27 protein-coding genes are annotated in these 25,662 nt (G+C 41.4%); 14 read left to right on the top strand and 13 right to left on the bottom strand.

Going from position 1 to position 25,662, the window contains the following annotated elements; translation table 11 throughout:
• The 3 genes from thrC to thrA form a co-directional block, all read right to left on the bottom strand.
• Nucleotides 1-1,079, bottom strand: a 1,079-nt coding sequence (gene thrC, locus ACLL8Z_RS10840) for a threonine synthase (protein ID WP_411274804.1), incomplete at its 3' end; no start/stop codon positions are given.
• Complete coding sequence (locus ACLL8Z_RS10835) at nt 1,080-2,015, bottom strand: homoserine kinase (RefSeq protein WP_411274803.1); 936 nt, start codon at nt 2,013-2,015, stop codon at nt 1,080-1,082. It abuts the gene before it with no gap.
• 11 nt (nt 2,016-2,026) lie between these two features.
• A complete protein-coding gene (gene thrA, locus ACLL8Z_RS10830; protein ID WP_411274802.1) occupies nt 2,027-4,477 on the bottom strand; it encodes a bifunctional aspartate kinase/homoserine dehydrogenase I in 2,451 nt (816 codons plus the stop codon).
• 432 nt (nt 4,478-4,909) lie between these two features.
• On the opposite strand from thrA, the gene rsgA reads away from it, so the two are divergent.
• From rsgA to ACLL8Z_RS10815, 3 genes are read left to right on the top strand one after another with little or no spacing between them, the layout of a single operon-like run.
• Entirely contained in the window at nt 4,910-5,830 is a 921-nt protein-coding gene (gene rsgA, locus ACLL8Z_RS10825; RefSeq protein WP_411274801.1) for a ribosome small subunit-dependent GTPase A, read from the top strand.
• A 1-nt stretch (nt 5,831) separates the two neighbouring features.
• Nucleotides 5,832-6,284 (top strand): D-aminoacyl-tRNA deacylase, encoded by a 453-nt coding sequence (gene dtd, locus ACLL8Z_RS10820; protein ID WP_411274800.1) that lies wholly within the window; start codon nt 5,832-5,834, stop codon nt 6,282-6,284.
• Between the two features lie 3 nt (nt 6,285-6,287).
• Complete coding sequence (locus tag ACLL8Z_RS10815) at nt 6,288-6,614, top strand: nucleotide pyrophosphohydrolase (protein WP_411274799.1); 327 nt, start codon at nt 6,288-6,290, stop codon at nt 6,612-6,614.
• Between the two features lie 100 nt (nt 6,615-6,714).
• On the opposite strand, the gene ACLL8Z_RS10810 is transcribed toward ACLL8Z_RS10815, so the two are convergent.
• From ACLL8Z_RS10810 to ACLL8Z_RS10785, 6 genes are all read right to left on the bottom strand, one after another.
• Nucleotides 6,715-7,428, bottom strand: a complete 714-nt coding sequence (locus ACLL8Z_RS10810; protein WP_411274798.1) for a 2-phosphosulfolactate phosphatase — start codon at nt 7,426-7,428, stop codon at nt 6,715-6,717.
• 12 nt (nt 7,429-7,440) lie between these two features.
• A complete protein-coding gene (gene gcvT, locus ACLL8Z_RS10805) occupies nt 7,441-8,517 on the bottom strand; it encodes a glycine cleavage system aminomethyltransferase GcvT (protein ID WP_411274797.1) in 1,077 nt (358 codons plus the stop codon).
• Between the two features lie 96 nt (nt 8,518-8,613).
• The gene (locus tag ACLL8Z_RS10800; protein WP_411274796.1) at nt 8,614-9,219 is read right to left on the bottom strand and encodes a ribonuclease HII; all 606 of its coding nucleotides are present in this window, start codon (nt 9,217-9,219) and stop codon (nt 8,614-8,616) included.
• 54 nt (nt 9,220-9,273) lie between these two features.
• Nucleotides 9,274-10,518: a PP2C family protein-serine/threonine phosphatase gene (locus ACLL8Z_RS10795; RefSeq protein WP_411274795.1), complete on the bottom strand. Its 1,245-nt coding sequence runs from the start codon at nt 10,516-10,518 to the stop codon at nt 9,274-9,276.
• 66 nt (nt 10,519-10,584) lie between these two features.
• On the bottom strand, nt 10,585-11,718 hold the full coding sequence (locus ACLL8Z_RS10790; RefSeq protein ID WP_411274794.1) for a glycosyltransferase family 2 protein: 1,134 nt from the start codon (nt 11,716-11,718) through the stop codon (nt 10,585-10,587).
• The gene (locus ACLL8Z_RS10785; RefSeq protein WP_411274805.1) at nt 11,699-12,673 is read right to left on the bottom strand and encodes a lysylphosphatidylglycerol synthase domain-containing protein; all 975 of its coding nucleotides are present in this window, start codon (nt 12,671-12,673) and stop codon (nt 11,699-11,701) included. Before ACLL8Z_RS10785 ends, ACLL8Z_RS10790 begins: the two co-directional genes overlap by 20 nt.
• Nucleotides 12,674-12,760: 87 nt before the next feature.
• Here ACLL8Z_RS10785 and ruvC point away from each other — a divergent pair, with 87 nt between their 5' ends.
• Nucleotides 12,761-13,327 carry a crossover junction endodeoxyribonuclease RuvC gene (gene ruvC / locus ACLL8Z_RS10780; RefSeq protein ID WP_411274793.1) on the top strand — a complete coding sequence of 189 codons (567 nt, stop codon included), beginning with the start codon at nt 12,761-12,763 and terminating at the stop codon, nt 13,325-13,327.
• Between the two features lie 147 nt (nt 13,328-13,474).
• Here ruvC and ACLL8Z_RS10775 read toward each other — a convergent pair whose 3' ends face one another.
• From ACLL8Z_RS10775 to rsmA, 4 genes are all read right to left on the bottom strand, one after another.
• Nucleotides 13,475-13,867, bottom strand: coding sequence for an HIT family protein (locus ACLL8Z_RS10775; RefSeq protein WP_411274792.1), 393 nt, complete (start codon nt 13,865-13,867; stop codon nt 13,475-13,477).
• 3 nt (nt 13,868-13,870) lie between these two features.
• Nucleotides 13,871-14,344 carry a transcription elongation factor GreA gene (greA, locus tag ACLL8Z_RS10770; RefSeq protein ID WP_411274791.1) on the bottom strand — a complete coding sequence of 158 codons (474 nt, stop codon included), beginning with the start codon at nt 14,342-14,344 and terminating at the stop codon, nt 13,871-13,873.
• A gap of 263 nt (nt 14,345-14,607) precedes the next feature.
• Entirely contained in the window at nt 14,608-15,540 is a 933-nt protein-coding gene (locus ACLL8Z_RS10765; RefSeq protein WP_411274790.1) for an NAD(P)-dependent oxidoreductase, read from the bottom strand.
• 5 nt (nt 15,541-15,545) lie between these two features.
• Nucleotides 15,546-16,325 carry a 16S rRNA (adenine(1518)-N(6)/adenine(1519)-N(6))-dimethyltransferase RsmA gene (gene rsmA, locus ACLL8Z_RS10760; protein ID WP_411274789.1) on the bottom strand — a complete coding sequence of 260 codons (780 nt, stop codon included), beginning with the start codon at nt 16,323-16,325 and terminating at the stop codon, nt 15,546-15,548.
• A gap of 301 nt (nt 16,326-16,626) precedes the next feature.
• Here rsmA and pdxA point away from each other — a divergent pair, with 301 nt between their 5' ends.
• From pdxA to ACLL8Z_RS10710, 10 genes are all read left to right on the top strand, one after another.
• On the top strand, nt 16,627-17,682 hold the full coding sequence (gene pdxA / locus ACLL8Z_RS10755) for a 4-hydroxythreonine-4-phosphate dehydrogenase PdxA (protein WP_411274788.1): 1,056 nt from the start codon (nt 16,627-16,629) through the stop codon (nt 17,680-17,682).
• Between the two features lie 86 nt (nt 17,683-17,768).
• On the top strand, nt 17,769-18,302 hold the full coding sequence (locus tag ACLL8Z_RS10750) for a YceD family protein (RefSeq protein ID WP_411274787.1): 534 nt from the start codon (nt 17,769-17,771) through the stop codon (nt 18,300-18,302).
• An 18-nt stretch (nt 18,303-18,320) separates the two neighbouring features.
• Complete coding sequence (gene rpmF, locus ACLL8Z_RS10745; RefSeq protein ID WP_411274786.1) at nt 18,321-18,512, top strand: 50S ribosomal protein L32; 192 nt, start codon at nt 18,321-18,323, stop codon at nt 18,510-18,512.
• 12 nt (nt 18,513-18,524) lie between these two features.
• A complete protein-coding gene (gene plsX / locus ACLL8Z_RS10740; protein ID WP_411274785.1) occupies nt 18,525-19,460 on the top strand; it encodes a phosphate acyltransferase PlsX in 936 nt (311 codons plus the stop codon).
• A 14-nt stretch (nt 19,461-19,474) separates the two neighbouring features.
• Nucleotides 19,475-20,461: a beta-ketoacyl-ACP synthase III gene (locus ACLL8Z_RS10735; RefSeq protein ID WP_411274784.1), complete on the top strand. Its 987-nt coding sequence runs from the start codon at nt 19,475-19,477 to the stop codon at nt 20,459-20,461.
• A gap of 156 nt (nt 20,462-20,617) precedes the next feature.
• Nucleotides 20,618-21,091 carry an acetyl-CoA carboxylase biotin carboxyl carrier protein gene (accB, locus tag ACLL8Z_RS10730; RefSeq protein WP_411274783.1) on the top strand — a complete coding sequence of 158 codons (474 nt, stop codon included), beginning with the start codon at nt 20,618-20,620 and terminating at the stop codon, nt 21,089-21,091.
• Between the two features lie 61 nt (nt 21,092-21,152).
• Nucleotides 21,153-22,493, top strand: a complete 1,341-nt coding sequence (gene accC / locus ACLL8Z_RS10725; RefSeq protein ID WP_411274782.1) for an acetyl-CoA carboxylase biotin carboxylase subunit — start codon at nt 21,153-21,155, stop codon at nt 22,491-22,493.
• Nucleotides 22,494-22,638: 145 nt separating this feature from the next.
• Nucleotides 22,639-23,514 (top strand): twin-arginine translocase subunit TatC, encoded by an 876-nt coding sequence (tatC, locus tag ACLL8Z_RS10720; protein WP_411274781.1) that lies wholly within the window; start codon nt 22,639-22,641, stop codon nt 23,512-23,514.
• A 47-nt stretch (nt 23,515-23,561) separates the two neighbouring features.
• Nucleotides 23,562-23,996 carry a ribose 5-phosphate isomerase B gene (gene rpiB / locus ACLL8Z_RS10715; protein WP_411274780.1) on the top strand — a complete coding sequence of 145 codons (435 nt, stop codon included), beginning with the start codon at nt 23,562-23,564 and terminating at the stop codon, nt 23,994-23,996.
• 19 nt (nt 23,997-24,015) lie between these two features.
• Nucleotides 24,016-25,623 (top strand): M28 family peptidase, encoded by a 1,608-nt coding sequence (locus ACLL8Z_RS10710; RefSeq protein WP_411274779.1) that lies wholly within the window; start codon nt 24,016-24,018, stop codon nt 25,621-25,623.
• The last annotated feature ends 39 nt before the right edge of the window (nt 25,624-25,662 follow it).

Genomic DNA, 25,662 nt, shown 5'->3' with positions numbered 1-25,662 from the left:
ATTGCTGTATGAGGGCACATAATGTATTGCTGGTCGTTATAAACCTTTTCGATTGCCGCAAGAGTTTCATTGTCAGTAAATGTATAAGCTGTTAAGAGTTTTTTCAAGTCTTCACTATGTCCGTCGAAGATGTCCATTATTCTTACCCAGTTGCTTGGATCGCCAACATCCATTGCGTTTGAATACGTTTGAATAGAAGGTTTGGCCTGATAAACGCCGCTCTGTAAAAAAGCTGGAACTGTATCATTAATATTTGTCGCAGCGATAAATTGTTTAACAGGCAGGCCCATTTTCCAGGCGAGAATACCTGCACCAATATTCCCAAAATTACCACTGGGAACAGAGAAGATCACCTCTGTTTTACCCTGGCGCAGCAACTGAGCATAGGCATTAAAGTAATAAAACGTTTGAGGGATCAGCCTGGAAATATTAATAGAGTTCGCAGAAGTTAAGCGAAACTTTTGCTTTAATTCAGGATCGTTAAACGCTTGCTTTACCAGAGCCTGGCAATCGTCAAATGTTCCTTCGATTTCAATAGCACGGATATTTTGTCCGTTAGTTGTTAACTGTAATTCCTGAATCGGACTTACTTTTCCTTTCGGATACAAAATGGTAACCCGCGTATTAGTTACACCCAAAAAGCCGAGCGCCACCGCTCCGCCGGTATCTCCCGAAGTTGCAACGAGTACATTCAACTCCTTTTCGCCGGCTTCCATGAAATAGCTCATTATCCTGCTCATAAAGCGCGCACCAAAATCTTTAAAGGCTAATGAAGGTCCATGAAAAAGCTCAAGGACATGGATTTGTTCTGCCAGTTGATGTATCGGCGCATCGAAATTTATTGCATCCCCTATGATTCTCCTCAAATCCTGATCTGGAATATCATCATCAAGGATATTCTTAGCAACCGTGAAAGCGATCTCCGGCAGGCTGTAAGTATGGAGGTTGCGGATAAATTCAGGATCCAATACTGGTATCGCCTCTGGCATATACAGGCCTTTGTCGGCTGGCAGACTGTTAAATACGGCTTCTTTAAAGGAAACCCTTAGGGCCTTATTATTGGTGCTATAGAATTGCATTTAATCTAGTATTATCGGGCCTTTTGAATTGATAGTGGAATGATAAGCGATACTTTCTGTATCCAGCCAAAGGAAATGTTTCTGTAGCTTTTCGTTAATATTTTGAGCGTCGTCTGCATTTCGCGCGAAGGTAAAAACTGACGGGCCTGAACCTGAAATACCAAAACTAAGAGCGCCGTTCTCCATAGCTATTTCCCTTAAGCGGTAGAAATCAGGTATCAGAATAGATCGAACAGGTTCCACTATGACATCCTTCATACTTCTGGAAATGAGATCGATATCTTTCATGAATAAACCGCTAACCAAACCCGCAACATTTCCCCACTGCACCACCGCATCTTTTAACGGAACATTGCTTCTGATAATTTTACGTGCATCGCGGGTGGGCACGTCTACATGAGGAAATACAATTGAACAATATAGTTCTTCAGGATGAGGTAGCTGTATAATATCCAGGGGTTCATAACTCCTGATAAGGACGAATCCGCCCAGCAGAGCAGGAGCAACATTGTCAGCATGGCCGGTACCGCAGGCCATTTCTTCACCCTTCATAGCAAATGGAACCAGCTCCATTTGCGTCAATGGATTACCTAATAAGGTATTTACTGCAAACAGACCGGCGACAGTACTGGCAGAACTTGAACCAAGACCGCTACCAATCGGCATTTTCTTAAACAGCTCAATCTCCACTCCTACTTCCGGACGGCCAATATGTTCCAGGTAATGCTGCACACTTACACTAACTGTGTTTTTAGCAGGATGATAAGGTAAGCGCCCATCATCGCCGCTGATTTTAGTAATAATTACGCCGGGCTTGTCCTTAATACGCATGATCACTTCATCGCCAGGCTGGTCGACAGCAAAGCCCAAAACATCATAACCACAAACAACATTTGCTACTGTAGCAGGGGCAAAAACTTTAATTGATTTATTCATTTGCAGTTAAATTATTGTGCCCCGACATTTACAATATCTGCAAATACTCCGGCCGCGGTTACATCCGCACCCGCTCCCGGGCCTTTTACTACCATTGGGCGCTCTTTATAGCGGTCCGTTGTAAAGGAAATTATATTATCACTTCCCGAAAGCGCATAAAAAGGATGGGTTTCATCCACCATCTGCAGGTTAATTGTGGCTTTGCCATCTTCAAGTTTTGCTATATACCTCAGTACCTTACGACCGTCTTCAGCCTGCTTTTTAAGTTTTTCAAAGAAGGCATCATGCTTTTTAAGCTCAGCATAAAATTCATCAACCGACTGTGCATCGATACAGGCTTGAGGAAGCATACTTTCAATATGCACATCCTCTGCCTCAAGAGGGTATCCGGCATCCCTGGCAAGGATGAGCATTTTTCGCATAAAGTCGGTTCCTTTTAAATCATCCCTCGGATCTGGCTCTGTATAACCTTTTTCCTGAGCTTGTTTAACGATATCGTGAAACGTGACATCCCCTTTATAGTTGTTAAATATGTAAGAAATTGTCCCGGAAAGGATCGCTTCGATACTGAGAATCCTGTCGCCGCTGACCATCAGGTCTTTAAGTGTACGCACTATTGGTAAACCTGCTCCTACATTTGTTTCATAGAAATAATCCACTCCATGAATTCTCGCAGTGTCTTTAAACAGCTTGTATTGTGCATAGGCTGATGAATTTCCAATCTTATTACAGGCTACTATTGAAATATTGGAGCTAAATATTTCATGGTAGAATTCAATAGGCTTTAAGCTTGCAGTATTATCAGCGAAAACGCAGTTTGGCAGATTCAAGTTCTTCATTTTCTCTACGAAAGCCCCTAAATCAGCTGAAAGTAAGGAGCCGTCGAGCGTCTTCTCCCAATTCTCCAGATCTATTCCATCGGGATCAAAATACATTTTGCGGGTATTACTTATACCTACCACTCTAATTTGAATACCATTATGCTCCTGAAGGAACTGGCGGTGTTCTTGCAACTGGCGAAATAGAGTTTTTCCAATATTGCCGGTCCCCAGACAAAACAGGTTCAGGGTTTTGTTTAAGTCGACGAAGAATGCATCGTGAACTGCATTAAGGCCTTTATTCAGGTCTTCGCGGGAAATTATCACAGAAATATTATACTCTGACGAACCCTGGGCGATGGCCCTCACGTTAATACCGTTTCTCCCCAGTGCGTGGAACAGCTTTCCGGAAATGCCGGGAGTTTGTTTCATGTTTTCACCTACGATCGCAAGAATGGCAAGTCCTTGTTCAAACACGGGAGCTTCCAATTTTTTCGCGAGCAATTCAAGCTCAAATTCAATTTCAATCATATGCTGGGCACGGGCCGCATCGCCGGGAGGAATAGCAAATGTTATGCTATGCTCAGAAGAAGACTGTGTGATGAGTATAACGTTGATCTGTTCACGGGCAAGCAGAGAAAATAAGCGACCGCTAAAGCCAGCCTTACCTACCATACCGCTTCCCTCAATATTTATTATGCTAATATCATCGATTGATGATATCCCTTTTATAGCAAGGTTAGAATTTTCACAATTATGTTTTATTACAGATCCAGCAAATTCAGGCTCGAAAGTATTACGAATAACGATTGGGATCATCTTCATAAAGGCAGGGATCATCGTTGGCGGATAAATTACCTTGGCACCGAAAAAGGAAAGTTCCATAGCTTCAGTATAAGATAACTCAGGTAATGAAAATGCTTTTTTCACCATCCGAGGATCTGCTGTCATCATTCCGTTTACATCTGTCCAAATCTCAATTTCGCTCGCATTGAGGGCCGCTCCGAAAATTGCTGCAGTATAGTCGCTGCCGCCTCTTCCAAGTGTCGTTACCCTGCCCTCGTCGTTGCTGGCTATGAAGCCGGTGACGAACAGCATTTTACCCCTATTATTTTCGTAGAAATTCCGGATCAGTATTTCAGTCAGTGCAATATTCACTTTTGCCTGCCCGAAGCTGCTATCGGTTTTAACTAAATCTGGGGCATCCACAAAAATGGTATTACCTTTTTCCTGCCCTGCAATCTTAGAGATCATGAAAGCCGAACAACGTTCCCCATAACTTAAGACAAGATCGCGTGTCCTGGGAGTAAGTTCCCGCAACATCGAAATTCCCTGAAGGAGGTCTTCGACTTCATTAAACAATATCCTCAGCTGTGTAAATACTGGATTTTGTCTTGACACCGCAAGCAGTTCTTTGATAACATCAAAATGACGCTCCTCCAGCTCCTTCAGCTCATTATGAAAAGACCCACCTTGCGATGCTTTGTCAGCCATAGCTGAAAGTAAGTTCGTGACTCCGCTCATCGCGGAGAGAACAATCACCGGATTTCCAGAATTTTCATCTTCGCTCTCAATGATCTGTAATAACTTGGTGATCGACTCAACTGATCCTACCGATGTGCCTCCGAATTTTAAAACTTTCATCTATTTATTCTTTTGTTCTTATTAATACTGAAGCCCTTCCAACCGGTCTGGCCGGGCGATTTCCCGCCCACCGGTCAGGAAGGCATTTTTTTCTTAAACCAATTTTTTATTAAAAAAAAACGCCTTCCCCTGTGGTGGAGGAAGGCGTTTTTGATGTTTTTATGTACTTATTACACCATACAAAACCTTCCCCGTCGCGTTAGCGTGGTTGTTGTTGTTGCTGTGGTGTAAGAATAATTGCTCATTGTTTTTCTGAGGCGCTAATAACGGACTTAGTTTTTGAAATAGCAAATGAATTTTTACTTATTTTAAAAACCTCCGGCTTAGAACATTATAAATACTTCACACGCCAAGCTTTTTTTTGTTGGCAATGCGTCTGACTTCAGGCAGGGCAGCTAACAACTAAAAAACTATCCATTATCTTTACACCCAATGCAAGGCCTAGTAATAAAGTCAACCGGAAGCTGGTATGAAGTAGTCGCAGAAAGCGGTGAAATCATCAATTGCCGTATAAAGGGCAAATTCCGAACCCTGGATATCAAAACCACCAATCCCATTGCAGTTGGCGATAAGGTGGAGGTAGAACGCGAACCCGACCAGGATACCTGGCTTATAGGCACATTGTATCCGCGAAAAAATTATATTATTCGCAAATCAGTAAATCTTTCTAAGCAGGCGCAGATTATTGCCGCAAATCTTGATCAGGCATTTCTGATTGTGACTCTCGCTTCTCCACGAACATCTTTGGGATTTATCGATCGGTTTTTGGTCACAGCTGAGGCGTATGCTGTTCCTGCCATGCTGATCTTTAACAAACTGGATCTATTTAGCAACGAAGGGTTGGAAATTCTTAAGCTTTACCAGCAGATATATGAAAAAGCCGGTTACCCTTGTTATAGTGTTTCTGCTATTGAGATGACTAATCTTGAGCAAATCAAGGAACTGCTTAAGGATAAAGTAACGTTGGTAAGCGGGCATTCTGGTGTTGGGAAATCAACACTAATAAATGCACTGCTTCCCGGATCACAGCTTAAAACCGGAGATATTTCTGAGTGGAGCGATAAAGGAAAACACACAACCACATTTGCAGAAATGTTTGAGCTTCCTTTCGGCGGATACCTGATCGACACACCCGGCATTCGTGAGTTGGGGGTATTCGACATTGAAAAACAGGAACTAGGAAGATTATTTCCCGAGATCAGGGAGCTGATGGAAAATTGCAAATTTCACAATTGCAGGCATATAAATGAACCGGGATGTTCCGTACTCAAGGCTTTGGAAACGGATGAAATTGAGCCATCACGATACGACAGTTACTTAAGTATATATCATAATAACGATACCCGGGCTTAAAATGAGAGCAATCATTCAGCGTGTAAGCAGTGCCTCCTGTTCCGTAAACGGCGAAGTAACAGGAAAGATTGATGCCGGGTTTATGGTTTTACTGGGTATTGAAGATTCGGATGGCGCAGAGGATTTAATATGGCTGGCGCAAAAAATTGCAAACATGCGGATTTTCGGGGACGAGAATGGAGCTATGAATAGGAGTCTGGCAGATGTTAATGGTGGCATATTACTGATCAGCCAGTTTACATTATATGCATCAACAAAAAAAGGCAACCGACCCGGCTTTACACGTTCCGCAAAGCCTGATGTTGCAATTCCACTTTACGAACGTATGATAACTGAACTGGCCAAAGTAACCGGAAAGAAAACTCAAACAGGGATTTTCGGGGCTGATATGAAAATCAGTCTGATCAACGACGGACCAGTCACCATTTCAATTGATACAAAATCTAAAGAATGACACATGACCATACAGGAAGCTCAGGAAACGGTTGATAAATGGATTAATAGCACAGGTGTCCGCTATTTCAATGAGATGACTAATACAGTTATCCTTATGGAAGAGGTTGGTGAAGTTGCCCGCATTATGGCCCGTAAATATGGTGAGCAGTCATTTAAGAAGTCTGATGAAGGCAAAGACCTCGGCGATGAGTTGGCAGATGTACTATTTGTTCTTATCTGCATTGCAAATCAAACCGGCGTTGATCTTACCGATGCCCTGGAAAAGAATTTGGTGAAGAAAACGACCCGGGATGGGGAGAGGCATCGGGGGAATGAGAAGTTGAAGTAGAACAGTTACCAGTTGCCAGTTCTCTGTTACCAGGCTGGACGAGAAGGGGTTCAGGTAAGTTTGGTGGAAATCTTGATACCTGATACTTGAAACCTGATATTTATGTCATCTTCACCAACCTCTCCCCATCCAGCACAGGGATACTTGTGGTTAGGTCAAGGTTCAAACAAAAAGCGATGTCTTCTTCGATACCCAGTTTTTTCAGCCGTTCGCTATGCGAAGTTTTTTTAAGGTAGGTGTTCAGATCAGCCTTAGCCATATTATAAAGATCCTCAGCAGCTATTCCTGAATCGTCTAAACTGTAATTTTCATTCTTAAGGAGGTGTACTACTCCACCTGCAAAAAGTGTATCTTCTAAATTTACCTTGTCCTTCCAACCTGAGCAAAGTAGCAGAACATCATTTGACTGAGTTTTAAGCCAGTCGCAAAGCGCCTTTAAATTCAAGAATGAGCCAATTACTATTTTACTTGCACCCCGGGACAAATTAATTGCATGCGTGCCGTTGGTGGTAGTGAGGACTATCGTTTTGCCGTCTACCTTTTCCCTAATATATGAAAAAGGAGAATTTCCGAAATCGAAACCGTCGACCACTTCTCCATTTCTTTCGGCTGCGAGAAGGAAATCAGAGTGTCTGTACGATTCACATGCTTCAACGGTGGCCACGGGAATTATTGCTTCGGCACCATTCTCAATTCCATAGCAGATGGAGGATGTCGCTCTAAAGATATCGATGACAACTACAATACTCGATTTAAAATCATAAAGATGGAGGAGGGCTGGAGTAAGACAAACTTCGAGATTACGTTTTTGCATGCTAATTTAAGATTACTTAAACGGAAACTTAACCACATGGGCCTTAACCCTATTATCCCGGATCTTTATATATATTTCCGTACCGTCTTTCGAGAACTCCTTCGATACATAACCCAAACCAATTGCCTTCTGCAATGAAGGCGCCTGTGTTCCTGAAGTTACTTTGCCAATAATATTTCCGTCCGCATTTTCGATCACATAATCATGCCTTGGAATACCCCGATCAACCATTTCAAAGCCAACCAGCTTGCGGCTTACTCCTTCCTGCTTTTGGAGAGCAAGATTCTCTGAATTCACAAAATTCTTAGTGAATTTGGTTACCCAGCCCAGCCCGGCTTCTATAGGAGAGGTCGTATCATCTATATCATTACCATATAAACAAAAGCCCATTTCCAGTCGCAGTGTATCCCTCGCTGCCAGGCCGATAGGTTTTATCCCAAATTGCTCTCCGGAATTAAATATTTCATTCCAGATGTGCACGGCATGTTGGTTGTCAAAATATAATTCAAATCCCCCGGCGCCAGTATAACCAGTAGCGGAAATCAGAACATTGTCGATACCTGCAAATGTACCTTTCTTAAAAGTATAGTATTCCATTGAGGCCAGATCTACGTCCGTAAGGCTCTGCAAAGCAGCTGCAGCCTTTGGACCCTGTACAGCCAGCAGGGAAGTTTGATCAGAAATGTTTTTCATTTCCACCCCACCAGAATTATGTTTAGATATCCAATCCCAATCTTTGTTGATATTGGATGCATTAACAACCAGCATATAGGTTTTCTCATCAATTCGGTAAACCAGAAGATCATCAACGATCCCACCTTTATCATTTGGAAGGCAGGAATACTGGATCTTTCCGTCAAAAAGCTTTGATGCGTCATTAGAGCTTATCCGTTGGATAAGATCAAGTGCTCCCTCCCCTTTAAGAATAAATTCACCCATATGACTTACATCAAAAACACCAACGTTTTTACGAACCGTTTCATGCTCTACATTTATGCCGCTGTATTGCACCGGCATATTAAAACCTGCAAAAGGTACCATTTTGGCACCCAGGCCAAGGTGCACATCATTTAAAGCTACATTCTTCATTAAGGGCTAAGATTGAGTGCGGCAAAAGTAGTTAAAAAAGGGGAAACGCAGAGGTTGCAAAATACGACGCAAAGGTCGCAAAGGATTTGTTAAACGCTATTCCTTAAAACTAAGACTCAGCTGAGGATCTGTGATTCTGAAGGTCCTTCGATGATATGGTGACATGCCGTAAGAAATTACAGCATCACGATGTTTTATTGTGGGATAACCCTTGTTACGGCTCCAGTCATATTGCGGGTGTTCATCAGAAAGCCGATGCATATGATCGTCGCGATATGTTTTTGCAAGGATGGAGGCTGCGGCTATTGAATAATATTTGCCGTCTCCTTTTATAATACACTGGTGGGGTACCGTTTGGTAGGGCTTAAAGCGATTTCCATCTATGATTATAAACCCGGGAGAAATATGAAGTTTTTCAAGTGCAAGATGCATTGCCTTTAAAGAAGCATTCAGAATATTTATCCGGTCGATTTCTTCGTGGTCAACCTGCGCAACGGCAAAAGCAATCGCTTCGCGCTCAATACACTCGCGAAGCTGGTATCTATCCTTTTCACAGAGCTGTTTTGAGTCGGTCAGCACTTCATGGCTGAAGTTTTTCGGGAGAATCACCGCAGCTGCATATACCGGTCCTGCCAAACAGCCGCGTCCGGCTTCGTCGCAACCTGCTTCAATAAAATCATTCTGAAAAAAGGGTAATAGCATTAGTAGTTAGAAGAACTTTCTTGTCCGGCAAATTTAGAAATTCTTGTGATACTTTTACAGGATGCGGATCGATAGAATGGTGATATCATCCGAATTCATCCTTGCGTTATTATTAAGCTGGATATTTCGAAGAATAGCTTCATTTAGATCGTCAACTGAGGAATTGCAGTGTCTCATTAAATGATCTACCAATTCATCATCAGAAATAAAAATTTCTTCATTCGCGCTTTCTACCAGGCCATCAGTATAGTTAAAAATAAGATTCCCGGGCGATAGGATTTCTGTTCCCATTTTTATCATTGGTAGTTTGTCAAATGCTCCGATAACAGTGGTTCCTTCTTTCAGGAATTTAATCTTCTTACCATTTATCAGGATCGGTGGGTTGTGGCCTGCATTAACATATTTGAGCACGCGCGTTCTTTCGTTGTAAAGTCCCAGAAAAAGGGTAATAAACCTTTCACCATTAGTATTTGATACTACAATTTCGTTAAGACGCTCAATCATCTTTACCAGATCGCTCTCAACAGAGGACCAGGCCCGGAGGCTGGCCTGCAAATTAGCCATTAACAATGCTGCAGAGACACCTTTACCTGATGCATCGGCAATACACCATAAAAACTCATCCGGGCCAAGCTTGATGAAATCGAAATAATCTCCACCAATATTTTCATTCGGTAAATAGGTTGCCCCCACCTCAACTGAACCCGTTTTTGGCAAACTTCGGGGAATGAGCATGCCCTGTACCTCTACGGCGAGCTCCATATCCCGTTGCAGGCGCTCCCTATCAACCCTTTCTTTAAAAAGTTTTTTATTCTCAAGTGCTACTACTATAACATTTATCAGGGTTTCGATAAAGTTCAAGTCGTTGACTAATAATTCGTGGCCGGTATTAAAATCACCAATCAGCACAAATGCCAGGAATTCCTCTTTGTGAAAAACAGGGACAAAATATTCGTATTTACTCAATAAAGCATTCGTATTTGTTTTAAGGGCGGTGATATGCTTGTAGTCTGAAAGTGCTTGACAAGTCTGCTGCAGCGTTTTAGCATTTTCGAACTCACCGCCGAAACGTGCAGCGCAATAGAAATACTCGCCCTCCCGGATTAGCAGACGTACCTGGCCAATCTTCAAATGGACATTTAAAATCACCTCCAGCATCTCAAATAAGACATTTGAGGAGCTATTTTTATTAATTGCCTGGGTGATTTCAAGCAGCGAATTTAACTCTGCCTGCCTCTTTAAAAGGAGCTGGATTAATTCACTCTCATCATTAATTACTGATGTTGGAAAATTTGCCAATACAATATTTATTGGTGACGGTGCGTGATAAAAGTAGGAAAATGTTACCGAAAAACAAAGAAAGGCTCACCTTACCATCCTCCCTTTCCATTTATATTTACCCGAATTACCGGCAATACCGATGAAAACCAAATAAAAAATATGAACTATTGTAGATAGTGGAACATACAATAGCAGGCGCTTTCTCTCTGCGAATGAGCAGACTGGAAACAAAAATATCAGTTCAATAGACATTTTTAAGGCCAGACTTATTAAGCCGATCTTCCAAAAAAAGGGGTCCGTAAACCCTAAAAAGAAATTTAATAGAAACAATAAATTAAACAGCCATATAGATAATCCGAGAAATACAACTCCCTTGTTTTTGTAACGGGTGCTTTTTGATGCCCAACGTTTTCTTTGCTGAATAAACTCTTTGAGATTCTCTTTTGCATGAGTATAAACCACTGCTTCACGGGATTTACAGAACCCAATAGTACCAGGATAAGCTGAGGCAACCTTATGGAGGAATAATTCATCGTCGCCCGAAGCCAGATCGTCGATTCCCTTGAATCCGTGCAACTTAATAAAAACATCCTTACGGTACGCGAGATTAGCACCGTTACAAGTTGCCGGCATTTTATTGCCAATACCAGAAGCTCCCAATCCAATGAGAAACATAAATTCCAGGGTTTGCATCTCCTCAAAGCTATTTTTCTCCTCGAAATATATTACAGGCGACGAGATCATATTATAATGACCCGATTCGTAGTAAGAAACAATGGTTGTGAGCCATGACTCATCCATCCTGCAATCTGCATCTGTTGTAATTATTAGTTCGCCCTGAGCCAGATTGATGGCTTCAGTAATTGCTTTCTTTTTGTAAGAATTTAACTTTTCCGACTCATCTAATTTTATCAGTTTCACACCCAGGGTTGAAAAAGAGGCAACAATTTCCGAGGTACGATCTGTAGAATGGTCATCCACAACTATAAGTTCGAAAAATTTGCCGGGGTAATTTTGTGCTAAAATATCCATGATGGTTTTTTCAATCTTTCCTTCTTCATTTCTGGCAGCAATAAGGATGCTTACAAAAGTCGAAGGAGTCGTATCCGTCTTTTTAAAATAGGGTATTCTTCCCCACCCTAGCCTGAGGAAGAAGATAATAAGTATATATAATAATGTAAGGCACCCTGTTAGGATACTAGCTGCTAGAATTACCAAAGAAATTAAGTTTTAAAACAAATGCGGAGCCCAAAATTGCCGGAATAATCAAGTTAATAAGCCAAATACACGCAGTGGCTGCCATAATTGCAAGCTCCTGATTAGTAATGAAACCGAAAAAATATCCTGCTGTTAGCGCTCTTACCCCAATATCGAAAATATCCAGAGATGGGAGAGATGACTGAATAAAAAACAGGATAAACAGTATCATCACCATCGGAAAAAAGGGGATATCCGGGATTAGAAGTACAATTACAAGACAATATTGAGTAGTAAAAACAGTAAAACGCGAAAGGCAATAAGTTAAAATCCGTAAAAGATCTGCTTTTTTATATTTCGCCAGTATTCTAAAAAACCTTCTAAAAGGTTTAATAAAATTTACTTTAGCCAGCAAATTGTCGATTAATTGAATATTAAAGTAGAAAAGGAGAAAAAAGCTACAGAAAATTACCACCAGAAAGGTAAGGGAGAAATTGACAATTATATTCAGGTTCATAAAATTCCATACGAACCATAACAAAGCCAGGGAGCCAAGAACATTAGTGATGACCATCTGACCGATTGAACCCACAATCATTGATATAACTCCTATAACCCTCTTTCGGGGGGAAAGGAAAAAGACCCGTCCGCCGTATTCACCAATACGATTCGGAGTAAAAACAGCCCAGGTAAGTCCGCAAAAAACCGATTCCACTGCTTTCCATGTGCTGATTTTCTCTACTCCGCGTAATAAGTACTTCCATTTCAAAGCCTCAAGGAACCAGTTTAATAACATTAAAAAAAACAAGGTAACAAGCACGATCCAGACGCTTGAAGAAGAAATGGAATTTGTTAGCAACTTGAAGCTTGCGATATTCTGATTGTTCCTGAGCTTGTCAAAAATAAAGCCGAAGGCCAGCACCAGAATGGCGATCTTGATAATGATGCTAAGATTTTTTTTTGTCTGGCGATTCAAATGAACTTCTTTCTGCAATGTTAACGAAAACCTTCCCGGAATTTAAATTTTGCCCGAGCTTTGACTGCAAATTACTAATATTGAAGCATGTTAAAAGAGAAAGCCAGGGAGAGGATTATTCTCGGGATTGACCCCGGAACGAGTATCATGGGATATGGGATAGTGAAAGAAGTAAAGAGCAACATTGATCTTTTATGCATGGGTGTGGTAAAGCTCGACCATTTGGACGATCATCCACATAAGTTGAAACACATATTTGAGAAAACCGTATTGCTGATTGACCAATACCACCCGGATTGCCTGGCGGTGGAAGCCCCGTTTTACGGCAAGAATATTCAGGTTATGTTAAAACTAGGTCGGGCACAGGGAGTCGCTATGGCTGCCGCATTATCCAGAAACCTTCCAATTTTTGAATATTCGCCGCGCAAAATCAAACAATCGATTACAGGGAATGGAAATTCATCCAAGGAACAGGTTAGCGCAATGCTCAAAACCCTGTTAAAATTTACCGAAACACCAGAATTTCTTGATGCAACAGACGGGCTTGCGGTGGCCGTCTGCCATTCATTCCAAAAAATAACGACTTCTGGTGATAAAAAGAATTATACGGGTTGGGATGCATTTGCGAAGGATAATGTTAAGCGGGTTAAATGAGGTCTGATGTCTGAGGTAAGATGTCTGATGGATTTCCGACATCAGAACTGCCTGGATCCATAGCGTTTGAGACCATGGAGTTTCCTCCGACTTCAGACCTCCGACCTCAGACTTCAGACCTCCGACCTCCGACCTCCGACCTCCGCCTTAAAGCTTCTCCCTAATCAGGTCGGCAATTTCTACAAGTCTCTCTTCGCTTAGATTGAGTTTTTGCCGGCCAAAGTTCATATCATCCATGCTGTTCATTGGAATGAGATGAATATGTGCATGAGGAACTTCCATTCCCATCACAGTTAATCCAATTCTGTTACAAGGAATGGCCTTTTTTAAGCCCTTGGCAACGATCTGTGCAAACATCATTAAACCGACGTATTCGTCACTTTCCATATCAAATAAATAATCGATCTCGATTTTGGGGATGACTAATACATGGCCTTCTACAAGTGGATTTACATCCAGGAAGGCGAGATATTGCACGCTTTCTGCAACTTTATGAGCCGGTATCTCTCCCGCTACAATTTTTGAGAAAATTGATTCCATGAGCTATCGACTTATTTCTACGATCTCGAATTCTATTTTGCCGGCAGGAACAGCAATTTCAGCTTTATCTCCGACAGATTTGCCCAACAAACCCTGGGCAATTGGTGATTTTACAGAGATCTTTCCAGACTTCAAATCGGCTTCCGTTTCTGATACCAGCTGATAGGTCATCGTTGTCCCGTTCTGAATATTCTTAATCTTGACAATGGATAAAGCCAGGACTTTTGTTATATCGAGCTTCGACTCATCAATTAACCGTGCATTCGCAAGAACGTTCGTAAGCTTTGAAATTTTGGATTCGTGATGCCCCTGCGCTTCTTTGGCTGCATCGTACTCTGCATTTTCAGAAAGGTCGCCCTTATCTCTCGCCTCTGCAATTGCTTTGGATATTTGCGACCTGCCTTCAGTCTTCAAGCTATGAAGTTCCTCTCTTAATTTATCCAATCCTTCCTGGGTGTAATACGTTACGTCCGTCATGTCTCTCTCAGTTTTATGGTAAAGTCTATAAAAACAAACAAGACTATGTCGGCTTAAGCCAATATAGTCTTGCTCGTATCAATACGAAGATAATATTTTTGATTTTAGATTTCCAAATTTCTGTTGTGAAATAAGATAAAGGACTTACAAGTTTATTGACGAGTGGAAGAATGCCAGTTGGGTTTGCATTCCCGGCTATGCGGATGTGTGTTTTGGGCTGAAGCAAAAAAACAGCATCCACAAAGCAAGGAGAGGGATATAATTCAGGAGATCATTAGTCCTTTCAACTTTTCAACCAACACTTCCGAAATCTTCCGGTAAGATTCTACTGACCAGCCGGCAACATGAGGGCTTAAAATAACTTTATCGCTATCTATAAGTTCCTGATACCAATTCTGTTCAGACAAAGCAGGAAATTTTTCAACTTCAAGTACATCCAGCCCTGCGGCTAAGATCCTTCCATTCCTCAATCCATTCAAAACAGATTTTGTATTGACGATCTCACCTCTGGATGCATTTAATAAAACAATTGGTTTCCTGAAATGGAAGAGGTATTCCTCATTAAATAACTGCCTGGTCTCGCGGGTAAGTGGAATATGGTAGCTCAATATATCCGCGTATTTAACAATCTCTTCCATACTCACCTCTTTCACATATTGATCGCTAAAACCGGTTTTATATTTATCGTAAGCAATTACATTAACCTCAAAACCTGAGAGCTTTTTAGCCAGGCTCCGTCCATTGTTTCCATATCCTATGAGACCTACAGTTTTACCCTTAAGCTCAAATCCCCTGTTAGCTTCCCGATCCCATACGCAATTCCGGATTTGCTGATCCCCATTTCTGAGCTTATTTAATAAACTCAATAGCATCCCTATAACATGTTCACCCACTGCATCACGGTTTCCTTCAGGAGCATTAATACAACTAATGCCTTTAGATATTGCATATTTTTCATCAATATTATCCATACCAGCCCCGGCTCTTGCAATAAATTTAAGATTGGAGCCAGCGTCAATAAGATCTTTGTCAATAAGAAATTTAGTACGAATAGCAATGCCTGTATAGTCATTGATGATCTGTAAAGTCTCCTCCCGGCTCAAAAGCGGCATATCATCACACACATATCCCAGTCTTTCTGCTTCTTCTTTAAAAGCAGGATGGAGATGATCAGCTATAAGTATCTTTTTACTCATTTAATTTATCTTGAAACGCTCACAAGGTTTGTCAGTTTAACAAAATCAGCCACACTTAATCTTTCCGCTCTCAGTTCGAGTAATGGATCATCCTGCATATCTTCCTTACTCACAAGCGACGAAAGTGAGTTCCGTAAGGTTTTTCTTCTTTGGTTGAAGCCGGCCTTAACCACTTGCCAAAACAATTTTTCATCGCAATCCAACCTTTCTACCTCGTTACGGGTAAGTCGTATCACTGCAGAAGTAACTTTCGGCGGCGGGTTAAACACTCCGGGTTTAACAGAAAATAAATATTCAACCTTATAAAACGCCTGCAGAAAAACACTTAGTATGCCATACTCCTTACTTCCGGGCTTCTCGGCACATCTTTCAGCAACTTCCTTTTGAAACATTCCGACTAATTCTACTACCTGATCGCGATTATCCAGAACTTTAAAAAGAATCTGAGAGGATATATTGTATGGAAAGTTTCCAATTATGCCGAGCTTACCGGGAAATATCTTTTTGAAATCAAGTTGCAGGAAATCACCATTAATCAGCCGTTCGCCCAGTGAAGGGTATTTTTTCTGTAAAAAGCCGTAAGATTCCGAATCAATATCTATAAGGTAAGTCTGGGGGTCATCTTTGCGGAGTAGAAAGTCAGAAAGGATGCCCATCCCCGGCCCGACCTCCAGAACATGATCATACTTGTCTGCGGATTGAAGGCTATTTACAATCTTCTCAGCAATATTTTTGTCTGTTAAGAAATGTTGTCCGAGATGTTTCTTGGCCTTGACTAAACTCATGGAGGGCGGTGGTTTATGGCAAAGTTACGGATTTAGAAAGTTGTACGTTATACGTTGTACGTTATAAGTCTTCTTACCACGGTTTGTTGTTGGTTGTTGGGCTGGGCTCATAATACCTATAACGTACAAGGTATAACTCCTATCACCCCAGAAGTAAAACGTAAAACTTAAATCTCCCCTTAAGCGCCCAGACGTAGAACGTACAACGTAAAACGTACAACTTACAGATTAAAGTCTTTAATTTGCGTACACGAAAAAGCCACCAGGCTTTTCATTAATCAGTTAGCTTATAGAAAACGGAATGGGCGATAAAATAAAAATAGGTATATCAATCGGCGATATAAACGGCATTGGAATGGAGGTCATCATGAAGACTCTGATGGACAACCGTATTCTCGACTATTGTACGCCAATTGTGTACGGGCATACAAAAGTTGCTTCGTTCCACCGGAAAGCTATGGATAATGCCGAGTTGAACTTCAATGTCATTAATAGTGCTGCCCATGCTCAGAATAAGCGTGCAAATATGATCAATTGCTGGGAAGAGGACGTAAAGATCGAACTTGGCATGACAACGGAAACCGGTGGAAAATATGCTTTTATCTCATTGGAAAAAGCGCTTGACGATCTGATTGCCGGCAATACAGACGCTTTAGTTACAGCGCCAATAAATAAGCATAATATACAAAGCGACAATTTTCAGTTTGCCGGTCATACGGAATATATCCAGTCAAAAACAAATTCCGCCGATTCACTGATGTTTCTGGTAAGTGAAGACATCCGGATTGGAGTTGTAACCGGTCACATCCCTGTACATGAAATAACCGAAAAATTAAGCGTAGATAAGATCGTATCTAAGCTTAGCCTCATGAGTGAAAGCCTAAAAAAAGACTTCTGGATTCAAAAACCAAGGATCGCTGTTTTGGGACTGAACCCCCACGCCGGAGATAATGGCCTGATTGGTAAGGAAGAGCTGGAAGTAATTATACCTGCCATCGCGGAGGCAAATTCGAAGGGTTGTTTTGCTTTCGGCCCGTATGCCGCAGATGGATTTTTTGCAGCTCATACCTACTGCCAATTCGACGGGGTTCTCGCAATGTATCACGACCAGGGACTGATTCCCTTTAAACAAATAGCCTTTCATAATGGAGTAAACTTCACGGCAGGTTTGCCGGTTGTACGTACATCTCCAGATCATGGAACTGGCTACGATATAGCGGGGAAAAATCTGGCATCGGAAAGTTCATTCCGTGAAGCCCTTTTTACAGCTATAAATATAGTCGAACGCCGAAGAGAAAGTGTTGAATTAAGGTCCAATCCTTTGAAGCTTAGCAAGTTTTCAAAAGATAGAGATTAAGCCTTTGAAATACCTTTTTCGGTTTTTGAAAAAACTGTTTCCAACTAAATAAATTTTCGTAAATTTGCAGGCTCAATTGGCGTGCTTTGAAATCGTTACTACAATATAGCATTCCGTATACCGGATTAAAACTTGGAATTCATCAGTTTGAATTTGAAGTGAATGATGCTTTTTTCAGTGCATTTGAATACTCTCTTGTCAAGAGTGGAAAGCTGAAAGTTGATCTGGATCTGGAGAAACAGGAAACTTTGATGATCCTGCATTTTCGGATTTCCGGGGAAATGATGCTTGGTTGTGATGTTTGCCTGGCAGACTATCCTTATCAGGTAGAAATTGATGAACGTCAGATTGCAAAGTTCTCTGCGAACGTCGACCTGGAAGAAGATACTGACGAGATCATTGTTTTGACAAAAAATGAAAATGAGATTAATGTAGGTTCATTAATCTACGAATATATTAACCTGGCAGTTCCCTATATTAATCGTTGCGATGACGAAGGGAATACACAATGGTGCGACCAGGAAATGATCGAAAAACTAAAGCAGCTTTCGGGCGGTTCGAGTGAAGAAAATCCAAGTGCTGACCCCCGATGGGAAGCATTAAAGAATATTAAAAAGTAAATTAATACATAGGAAAAAATGGCACATCCAAAACGGAAAATCTCTAAATCCAGAAGAGATAAAAGAAGAACACATTATAAAGCTGTGGCTCCAAGTTTAACAACTTGTCAAACTACAGGTGCAGTACATTTACCTCACCGTGCATATACAGTTGACGGCAACTTATATTATAACGGCAAAATGGTTATTGAAAATACGTCTGTAGCCTAAAATCTCTCAGAAATGAAGATTGGCTTAGACATAATGGGCGGAGACTTCGCACCCAAGGCCACAGTTTTGGGAGCTATAGAAGCCCAAAAAGCCTTATTGCCAGGTCAAAAGATTGTACTTTTTGGCGATAAGAATCAAGCCTTACCCCTGATCTCTGAAAACGGGATCGATCCTGACGTTTTTGAATACGTTCATACCACGGAAATGATTGGTATGGGTGAACATGCGGCAAAAGCTGTGCTTCAAAAACCAACTTCCAGTATAAGTCTTGGCTTCCAGCATCTTAAGGACGGGCAGATTGATGCATTTTCATCTGCCGGTAATACCGGAGCTATGCTTGTTGGGTCAATGTTCAGTGTAAAACCTGTAGCGGGTGTAATTCGTCCCGCGATCGCCACTAATGTCCCTAAATTAAAATCCGGTTTCGGCATTATGCTTGATGTTGGGGCTAATGCTGATTGTAAGCCAGAAGTTTTGGCTCAATTTGGTATTTTAGGTAGCCTTTATGCTGAACATATTTACAATGTTCACAATCCAAAGGTGGCCTTAATGAATATTGGCGAGGAAGAAGAGAAAGGCAATGTTCTGACCCAGGCTACATTTCCCCTTCTGCAAAAAACTAACCTGAATTTTATTGGAAACATTGAAGGGCGTGATCTGTTCAATGACAAAGCAGACGTTATTGTCTGTGACGGATTTACGGGAAATGTGATGCTCAAACTAGCTGAAACCTTTTATATCCTGACTCTAAAAAAAGGATTCAGAGACGAGTTCTTTGACCGCTTCAATTACGAACAATATGGCGGCAGTCCTATTCTGGGAGTTAATGCTCCTGTTTTAATCGGCCATGGTATTTCCAGTCCGGAGGCAATCAAAAATATGGTCCTTCTTTGTCGAACGATGATAGAGGCTGAGTTTATTGACAAAATCAAAGAAGCTTTTAAATAATTATTCCAAATATTATGACAAAAGTTCATGCTGCAATAACAGCCGTTAATGGCTACGTGCCAGATTATATTTTAACAAATAAGGAACTGGAGGGCATGGTTGAAACTAATGATGAGTGGATAACCTCCCGCACGGGTATCAAGGAACGCCGCATTCTTAAAGGGAACCTCGGGACATCCGACATGGCTGTTATAGCTGTGAATGGATTACTTAAAAAGCGTGGCATTAGTGCCTCGGAAATAGACCTCATCATTTTCTGCACCACAACACCGGACATGATGTTTCCCGCAACCGCTAATGTTCTTGCTCATAAAATTGGTGCCGATAATGCCTGGGGATTTGACCTGAACGCTGCATGTTCGGGTTTTTTGTTTGGCCTTGCTACAGGATCACAATTTATCGAATCAGGTAAGCACCAAAAAGTTTTAGTTGTGGGAGGAGATAAAATGTCCTCAATCATAAATTATAAGGATCGCACAAGCTGCATTATTTTCGGTGATGGTTGCGGGGCAGTATTGCTTGAACCAAATATTGAAGGAAACGGAGTAATCGATTCTATCCTAAAAAGTGACGGAGCCGGCGGTCCATATCTTCATCAGAAAGCCGGGGGCTCTTTAAGGCCGGCAAGTCATCAGACCGTCGATAACGATGAACACTTTCTTTTCCAGGAGGGTCAGGCTGTTTTCAAATTTGCCGTTACAAATATGGCCGATGTTGCCGCAGATGTAATGGAAAGAAACAATCTTAGCGCGAATGACGTCGCATGGCTGGTACCCCACCAAGCTAACAAAAGAATTATTGATGCTACCAGCAACCGCACAGGCATTGATCCAGACAGAGTTATGATCAATATCGAAAAATACGGAAATACTACTAATGGCACCATTCCCCTGTGTTTATGGGAATGGGAAAGTAAGCTCAAAAAAGGAGATAACGTTATTCTGGCGGCATTTGGTGGAGGATTCACCTGGGGTTCTATTTATTTGAAGTGGGCTTATTAAGTTGAGATCCGATAGCCATCGGGTGGACAGTTGACAGCCAGCCGGCAGGAAGGTGTCCAACAACCACCTCAGGGGAATTTAATTCAACTGTGAAATCCAGTTCAGAAATAAAATTTTTATTATACATTAGATTAATCGAAAACTAAACTATAACATATGGATATTAAACAAATTCAGGAACTCATTAAGTTTGTTTCCAGATCTGGAGTAAATGAAGTATCAATTGAGCAGAAAGAGTTTAAAATTACCATAAAGACCAATCAGGCGCCGACTTATATTACCGCTGCGCCTGCACAGGTTACTCAGCAGGCGTTTGCTGCGCCGCAACCCGCAGCAGCTTCAAGCGCGAGCCCAGCACCTCCGGCTTCAGTGAAAGATGAAGCTTCTAATTATATTACGGTTAAGTCGCCTATGATAGGTACATTTTACCGATCGGCCAACCCTGATAAACCTTTGTTGGCAAATGTAGGAGACGAGATAAAATCAGGTCAGGTACTTTGCATTATTGAAGCTATGAAACTATTCAATGAAATCGAATCTGAAGTTACAGGCCGGATAGTAAAAATACTGGTCGATAATGCCAGCCCGGTAGAGTATGACCAACCTTTATTCCTGGTTGAACCGGCATAAGCGTTATCACTTGCTAATTGATATCCCCTGTTGAAGTAAATTCATATCGACAAATAAATCTATGTTCAAGAAAATACTTATTGCAAATCGTGGTGAGATAGCTTTACGGATCATCCGTACCTGTAAAGAGATGGGTGTAAAAACCGTAGCTGTATATTCTACTGCTGATCGCGATAGCTTACATGTACGATTCGCTGATGAAGCCGTTTGTATCGGGCCGCCCCCAAGTAAAGATTCATATCTAAGCATCCCAAATATTATTTCTGCCGCTGAACTAACCAATGCCGATGCCATACATCCCGGATATGGATTCTTGTCTGAAAATGCCAAGTTTTCAGCAATCTGCCACGATTATGGAATTAAATTCATTGGTGCAACTGCCGACCAGATTAACGGAATGGGAGACAAAGCTTCTGCCAAGGAAACGATGAAAATTGCCGGCGTTCCTATTATACCCGGTTCTGAAGGTTTACTTAGCGATGTTAAAGAGGGAATTAAGATCGCCAATGAAATAGGATACCCGATTATTCTAAAGGCCACTGCCGGCGGTGGTGGGCGCGGTATGCGTATTGTGTGGAATGACCAGGAATTTGAGCCAGCATGGGATTCTGCGAAACAGGAATCAGCGGCAGCGTTTGGAAATGATGGCCTTTACCTTGAAAAATACGTAGAAGATCCGCGTCACATCGAGATCCAGGTGGTTGGCGACCAGTACGGAAAAGTTTGCCATCTATCTGAAAGAGATTGCTCTATACAGCGCCGGCATCAAAAGCTGGTGGAAGAGTCCCCTTCTCCTTTTATGACAGATGAATTGAGGGAAAGAATGGGAGAAGCCGCAATTAAAGGTGCCCAGGCAGTGAATTACGAAGGTGCAGGAACGGTCGAATTCCTGGTTGATAAACACCGCAACTTCTATTTCATGGAGATGAACACCAGAATCCAAGTCGAGCATCCGGTAACGGAGGAGGTTATTAATTTTGACCTTATTAAAGAACAAATTAAGGTTGCGGCAGGAATTCCGATCTCTGGCAAGAATTATATTCCCGCAATGCACGCCATTGAATGCAGAATAAACGCAGAAGATCCTTTTAATAATTTCAGACCATCTCCGGGACTGATAACACATTTTCACTCGCCAGGGGGGCATGGAGTCCGTGTTGATACCCATGTTTATGCAGGTTACCAGATTCCGCCGAACTACGATTCAATGATTGCTAAACTGATTTGCGTAGCTCAAACGCGTGAAGAAGCATTATGCACAATGGAACGTTCGCTCAGCGAATTTGTCATTGAGGGAGTTAAAACAACAATACCTTTTCATTTACGATTGATGAGAGATCCGAATTTCCGGGCTGGTAACTTTACAACCAAGTTCATGGAAAGTTTTGATCTCACTGAGTAAGCTGAATAAAACTAATTGAATGCAAAATTCGTTTGTTTGCTTGTGGTCATTGAATCTGACTGTCACAAATAAACAGATGATCATTAAATATTCTAAGAATACCATTCTCTTGTAAAACAGAATGGTATTTTTGTTTTAGAAAATTATGAGCGAAGAACCCACCAACCTGATTAAGGCAATACAGGAAAAAGGAAAAACTATTGAAGCAGAGATGTCATTTTTTGACCATCTGGATGTTCTGCGCGGGCATTTAATCAGAGCTGCTATCGCAATAGTCGTATTCACCATTCTCGCCTTTAGCTTTTACGATTTTATTTTTACCAAAATCATCATGGCTCCGGGACAAACGGATTTCTGGACTTACAGAATGATGTGTGCAGCTACCGAGAGGTTTAACCTCGGTGCAGATTTCTGCGTAACGAAACTTAACTTCATTATAATAAATACTCAACTGGGAGGGCAATTTACATTGCAGCTTAATTCTTCCCTGATGATTGGTATCGTTTTAGGATTCCCCTATTTATTATTCGAGGTCTGGCGATTTGTCAAACCAGCTCTGCATGAGAATGAGCGTAATTCGGCATCAGGCTTCGTATTATGGGCATCATTGTTATTTATTACAGGAGTTTTGTTTGGCTATTATATCATTTCGCCATTGTCAATAAACTTCCTTTCAAATTATGAAGTAAGTTCAATCATCAATAATAATATTGAAATCGACTCTTACTTCTCAATTTTAGCTACTCTTACGATTGGTGCCGGCTTAATATTTGAACTCCCGATAATTATTTATATACTTTCTAAGCTGGGTATCATGACCCCGGCATTTATGCGTTCTTCCAGGCGGTATGCAACGGTTATTATCCTGATTATAGCAGCTGTGGTTACACCAACTCCCGATCTTATAACAATGTTTACGGTCAGCCTGCCTTTGTTTTTACTTTACGAAGCAAGTATATACGTGTCAGCCGCGGTAGAGCGTCGCAAAAAACAGGCTGAGATCGAATTCTACAAGAATTAGTGATTGACGCTGCCGGTTTGATTTTATTAAAATCATAGATTTGTAAGATGAACAAAAATTTAAGCATTGCGATTGGAGGAGATCATGCCGGTTTCGAATACAAAAAGATCCTGATAGATTTTCTTAACGAATATAATGTGAAGGATTTTGGAACTCACGACAGTGATTCTGTCGACTATCCTGATTTCGCCCATCTCGTGGCAAATGCTGTTGAGAGTGAAGAATTTGACCTGGGTATCTTAATCTGCGGAAGTGCAAATGGAGTGGCTATTACTGCCAATAAACACCAGGGCATTAGGGCGGCGATTTGCTGGAATGGAGAGCTCGCTGAGCTAGCAAGAAGTCATAACGATGCGAATGTACTTTGCATCCCGGCTCGCTTTGTTACTGCCGAACTCGCTAAAGAAATTACTTTTAAATTTTTACATTCAGTCTTCGAGGGCGGACGTCACGGCAAAAGGGTAAATAAAATATCCTGCTAATTTTAAACTAATCATTTATATGAATATTAAACAATTACTTTGGGCCTTTCTTGTGGTAGGCCTATCAATACAAGGATTTGCACAAGACCCGATTGCTGAAAAATATGCCAGGATAATAACTCCTAAACTTGGTAAAAAACATTTGAAAATACTTGCTTCAGATAAATTTGAGGGAAGAGAAACAGGCAAACCAGGGGGTAAGAAAGCTGCAGATTATATAGCAGCTGAATTTAAAAAACTTGGCCTGACTGCTCCTGTAAACGGATCGTATTTTCAAGATGTACCTTTGGTAGAGACTTCTTTTCAAGTAAGCTCATTTAATGTAAATGGAACAGACCTTACTATCGGTAAAGATTATCTATTTACTGGTAGCGGCGCTTCAAAAGAAATTAAAGCTAGTGATATTGTATTTGTGGGATATGGAATCAGTTCAGAAAATTACGACGATCTGAAAAATATCGATATCAAAGATAAAGTGGTGATGCTGATCAATAAAGGTGAACCTATGGCAAATGGCGTTTCTGCCATCAGTAAAACAGGCACTCCCTCCGACTGGACAAGCAGCCGCAGCAAACGCCTTCAGAATATTATGGCGAAAGGCCCCTCCCTGATCATCGCAGTAAGCCCGGATGTGAGCAATTCACTAAAACAATATCGTCCTGCCACAGGAAGGTTAAGTCTGAAAAAACCAAATAGTCCTGCTACCTCAACACGTGCGGGATCAGCGGCGATTGTTTATACAACTCCTGAAATGGCTAATCTTATGCTGAAGAATTCAGGTAAAACTTTCGACGGCCTGAAATCTGCAATCGATAACAGTAGCACTCCTCAATCACAAACCGTAAGTTCAACTGTAGCTATAAACTACGGCCCCACTTTGAAAGACGTTCAGTCAGTAAATGTTCTTGGATATCTTGAAGGTTCAGATCTGGAAAGCGAGGTTCTTGTTTTTTCTGCACATTATGACCATATCGGATTGACTACAGACGGTGGAAAGGATAAGGTTAACAATGGTGCAGATGATGATGGTTCCGGTACAACTGGAGTACTAGAGATTGCCAGAGCATATGCAAAAGCTAAAAAAGACGGTAAAGGTCCTCGAAGAAGTATTTTATTCCTGCTTGTTACCGGCGAGGAAAAAGGCCTTCTAGGTTCTGAATGGTATTCAGAGAATCCCATTTATCCATTAGCCAATACTATAACGGACCTGAATATCGATATGATAGGCAGAACTGGTGAAGAATATAAAGGCTCTGCGGATTCGGCCAATTATTGCTACCTGATAGGTTCTGATAAACTCAGTACCGATCTTCACAAAATCAGCGAAAATGCCAATGCGGTTTACACCAAAATGAAGATCGACTACAAATACAATGATCCCCAAGATCCTGAACGTATTTACTATCGTTCAGATCATTATAATTTCGCTAAGCATGGTATACCAATCGTGTTTTATTTTAACGGAGTTCACGAAGATTACCACAAAGCATCTGACGAGGTTAAAAAGATCAATTTTGATTTATTAGCAAAAAGGGCGCAGCTTGTATTCTATACCGGTTGGGACCTGGCAAACCGCGATAAAAGACCGGTGGTTGATGTGAAGAATGATATGCCGAACTCACGATAAGTGTCTCCTAATTTCTAACGTAAACCGGCAACCTCTTTG

It is taken from the genome of Daejeonella sp., assembly GCF_046590655.1.
Classification (GTDB): Bacteria; Bacteroidota; Bacteroidia; order Sphingobacteriales; family Sphingobacteriaceae; genus Daejeonella.
Note: the sequence above shows the minus strand (reverse complement) of the source record. Positions and strands in the feature narration are given on the sequence as shown.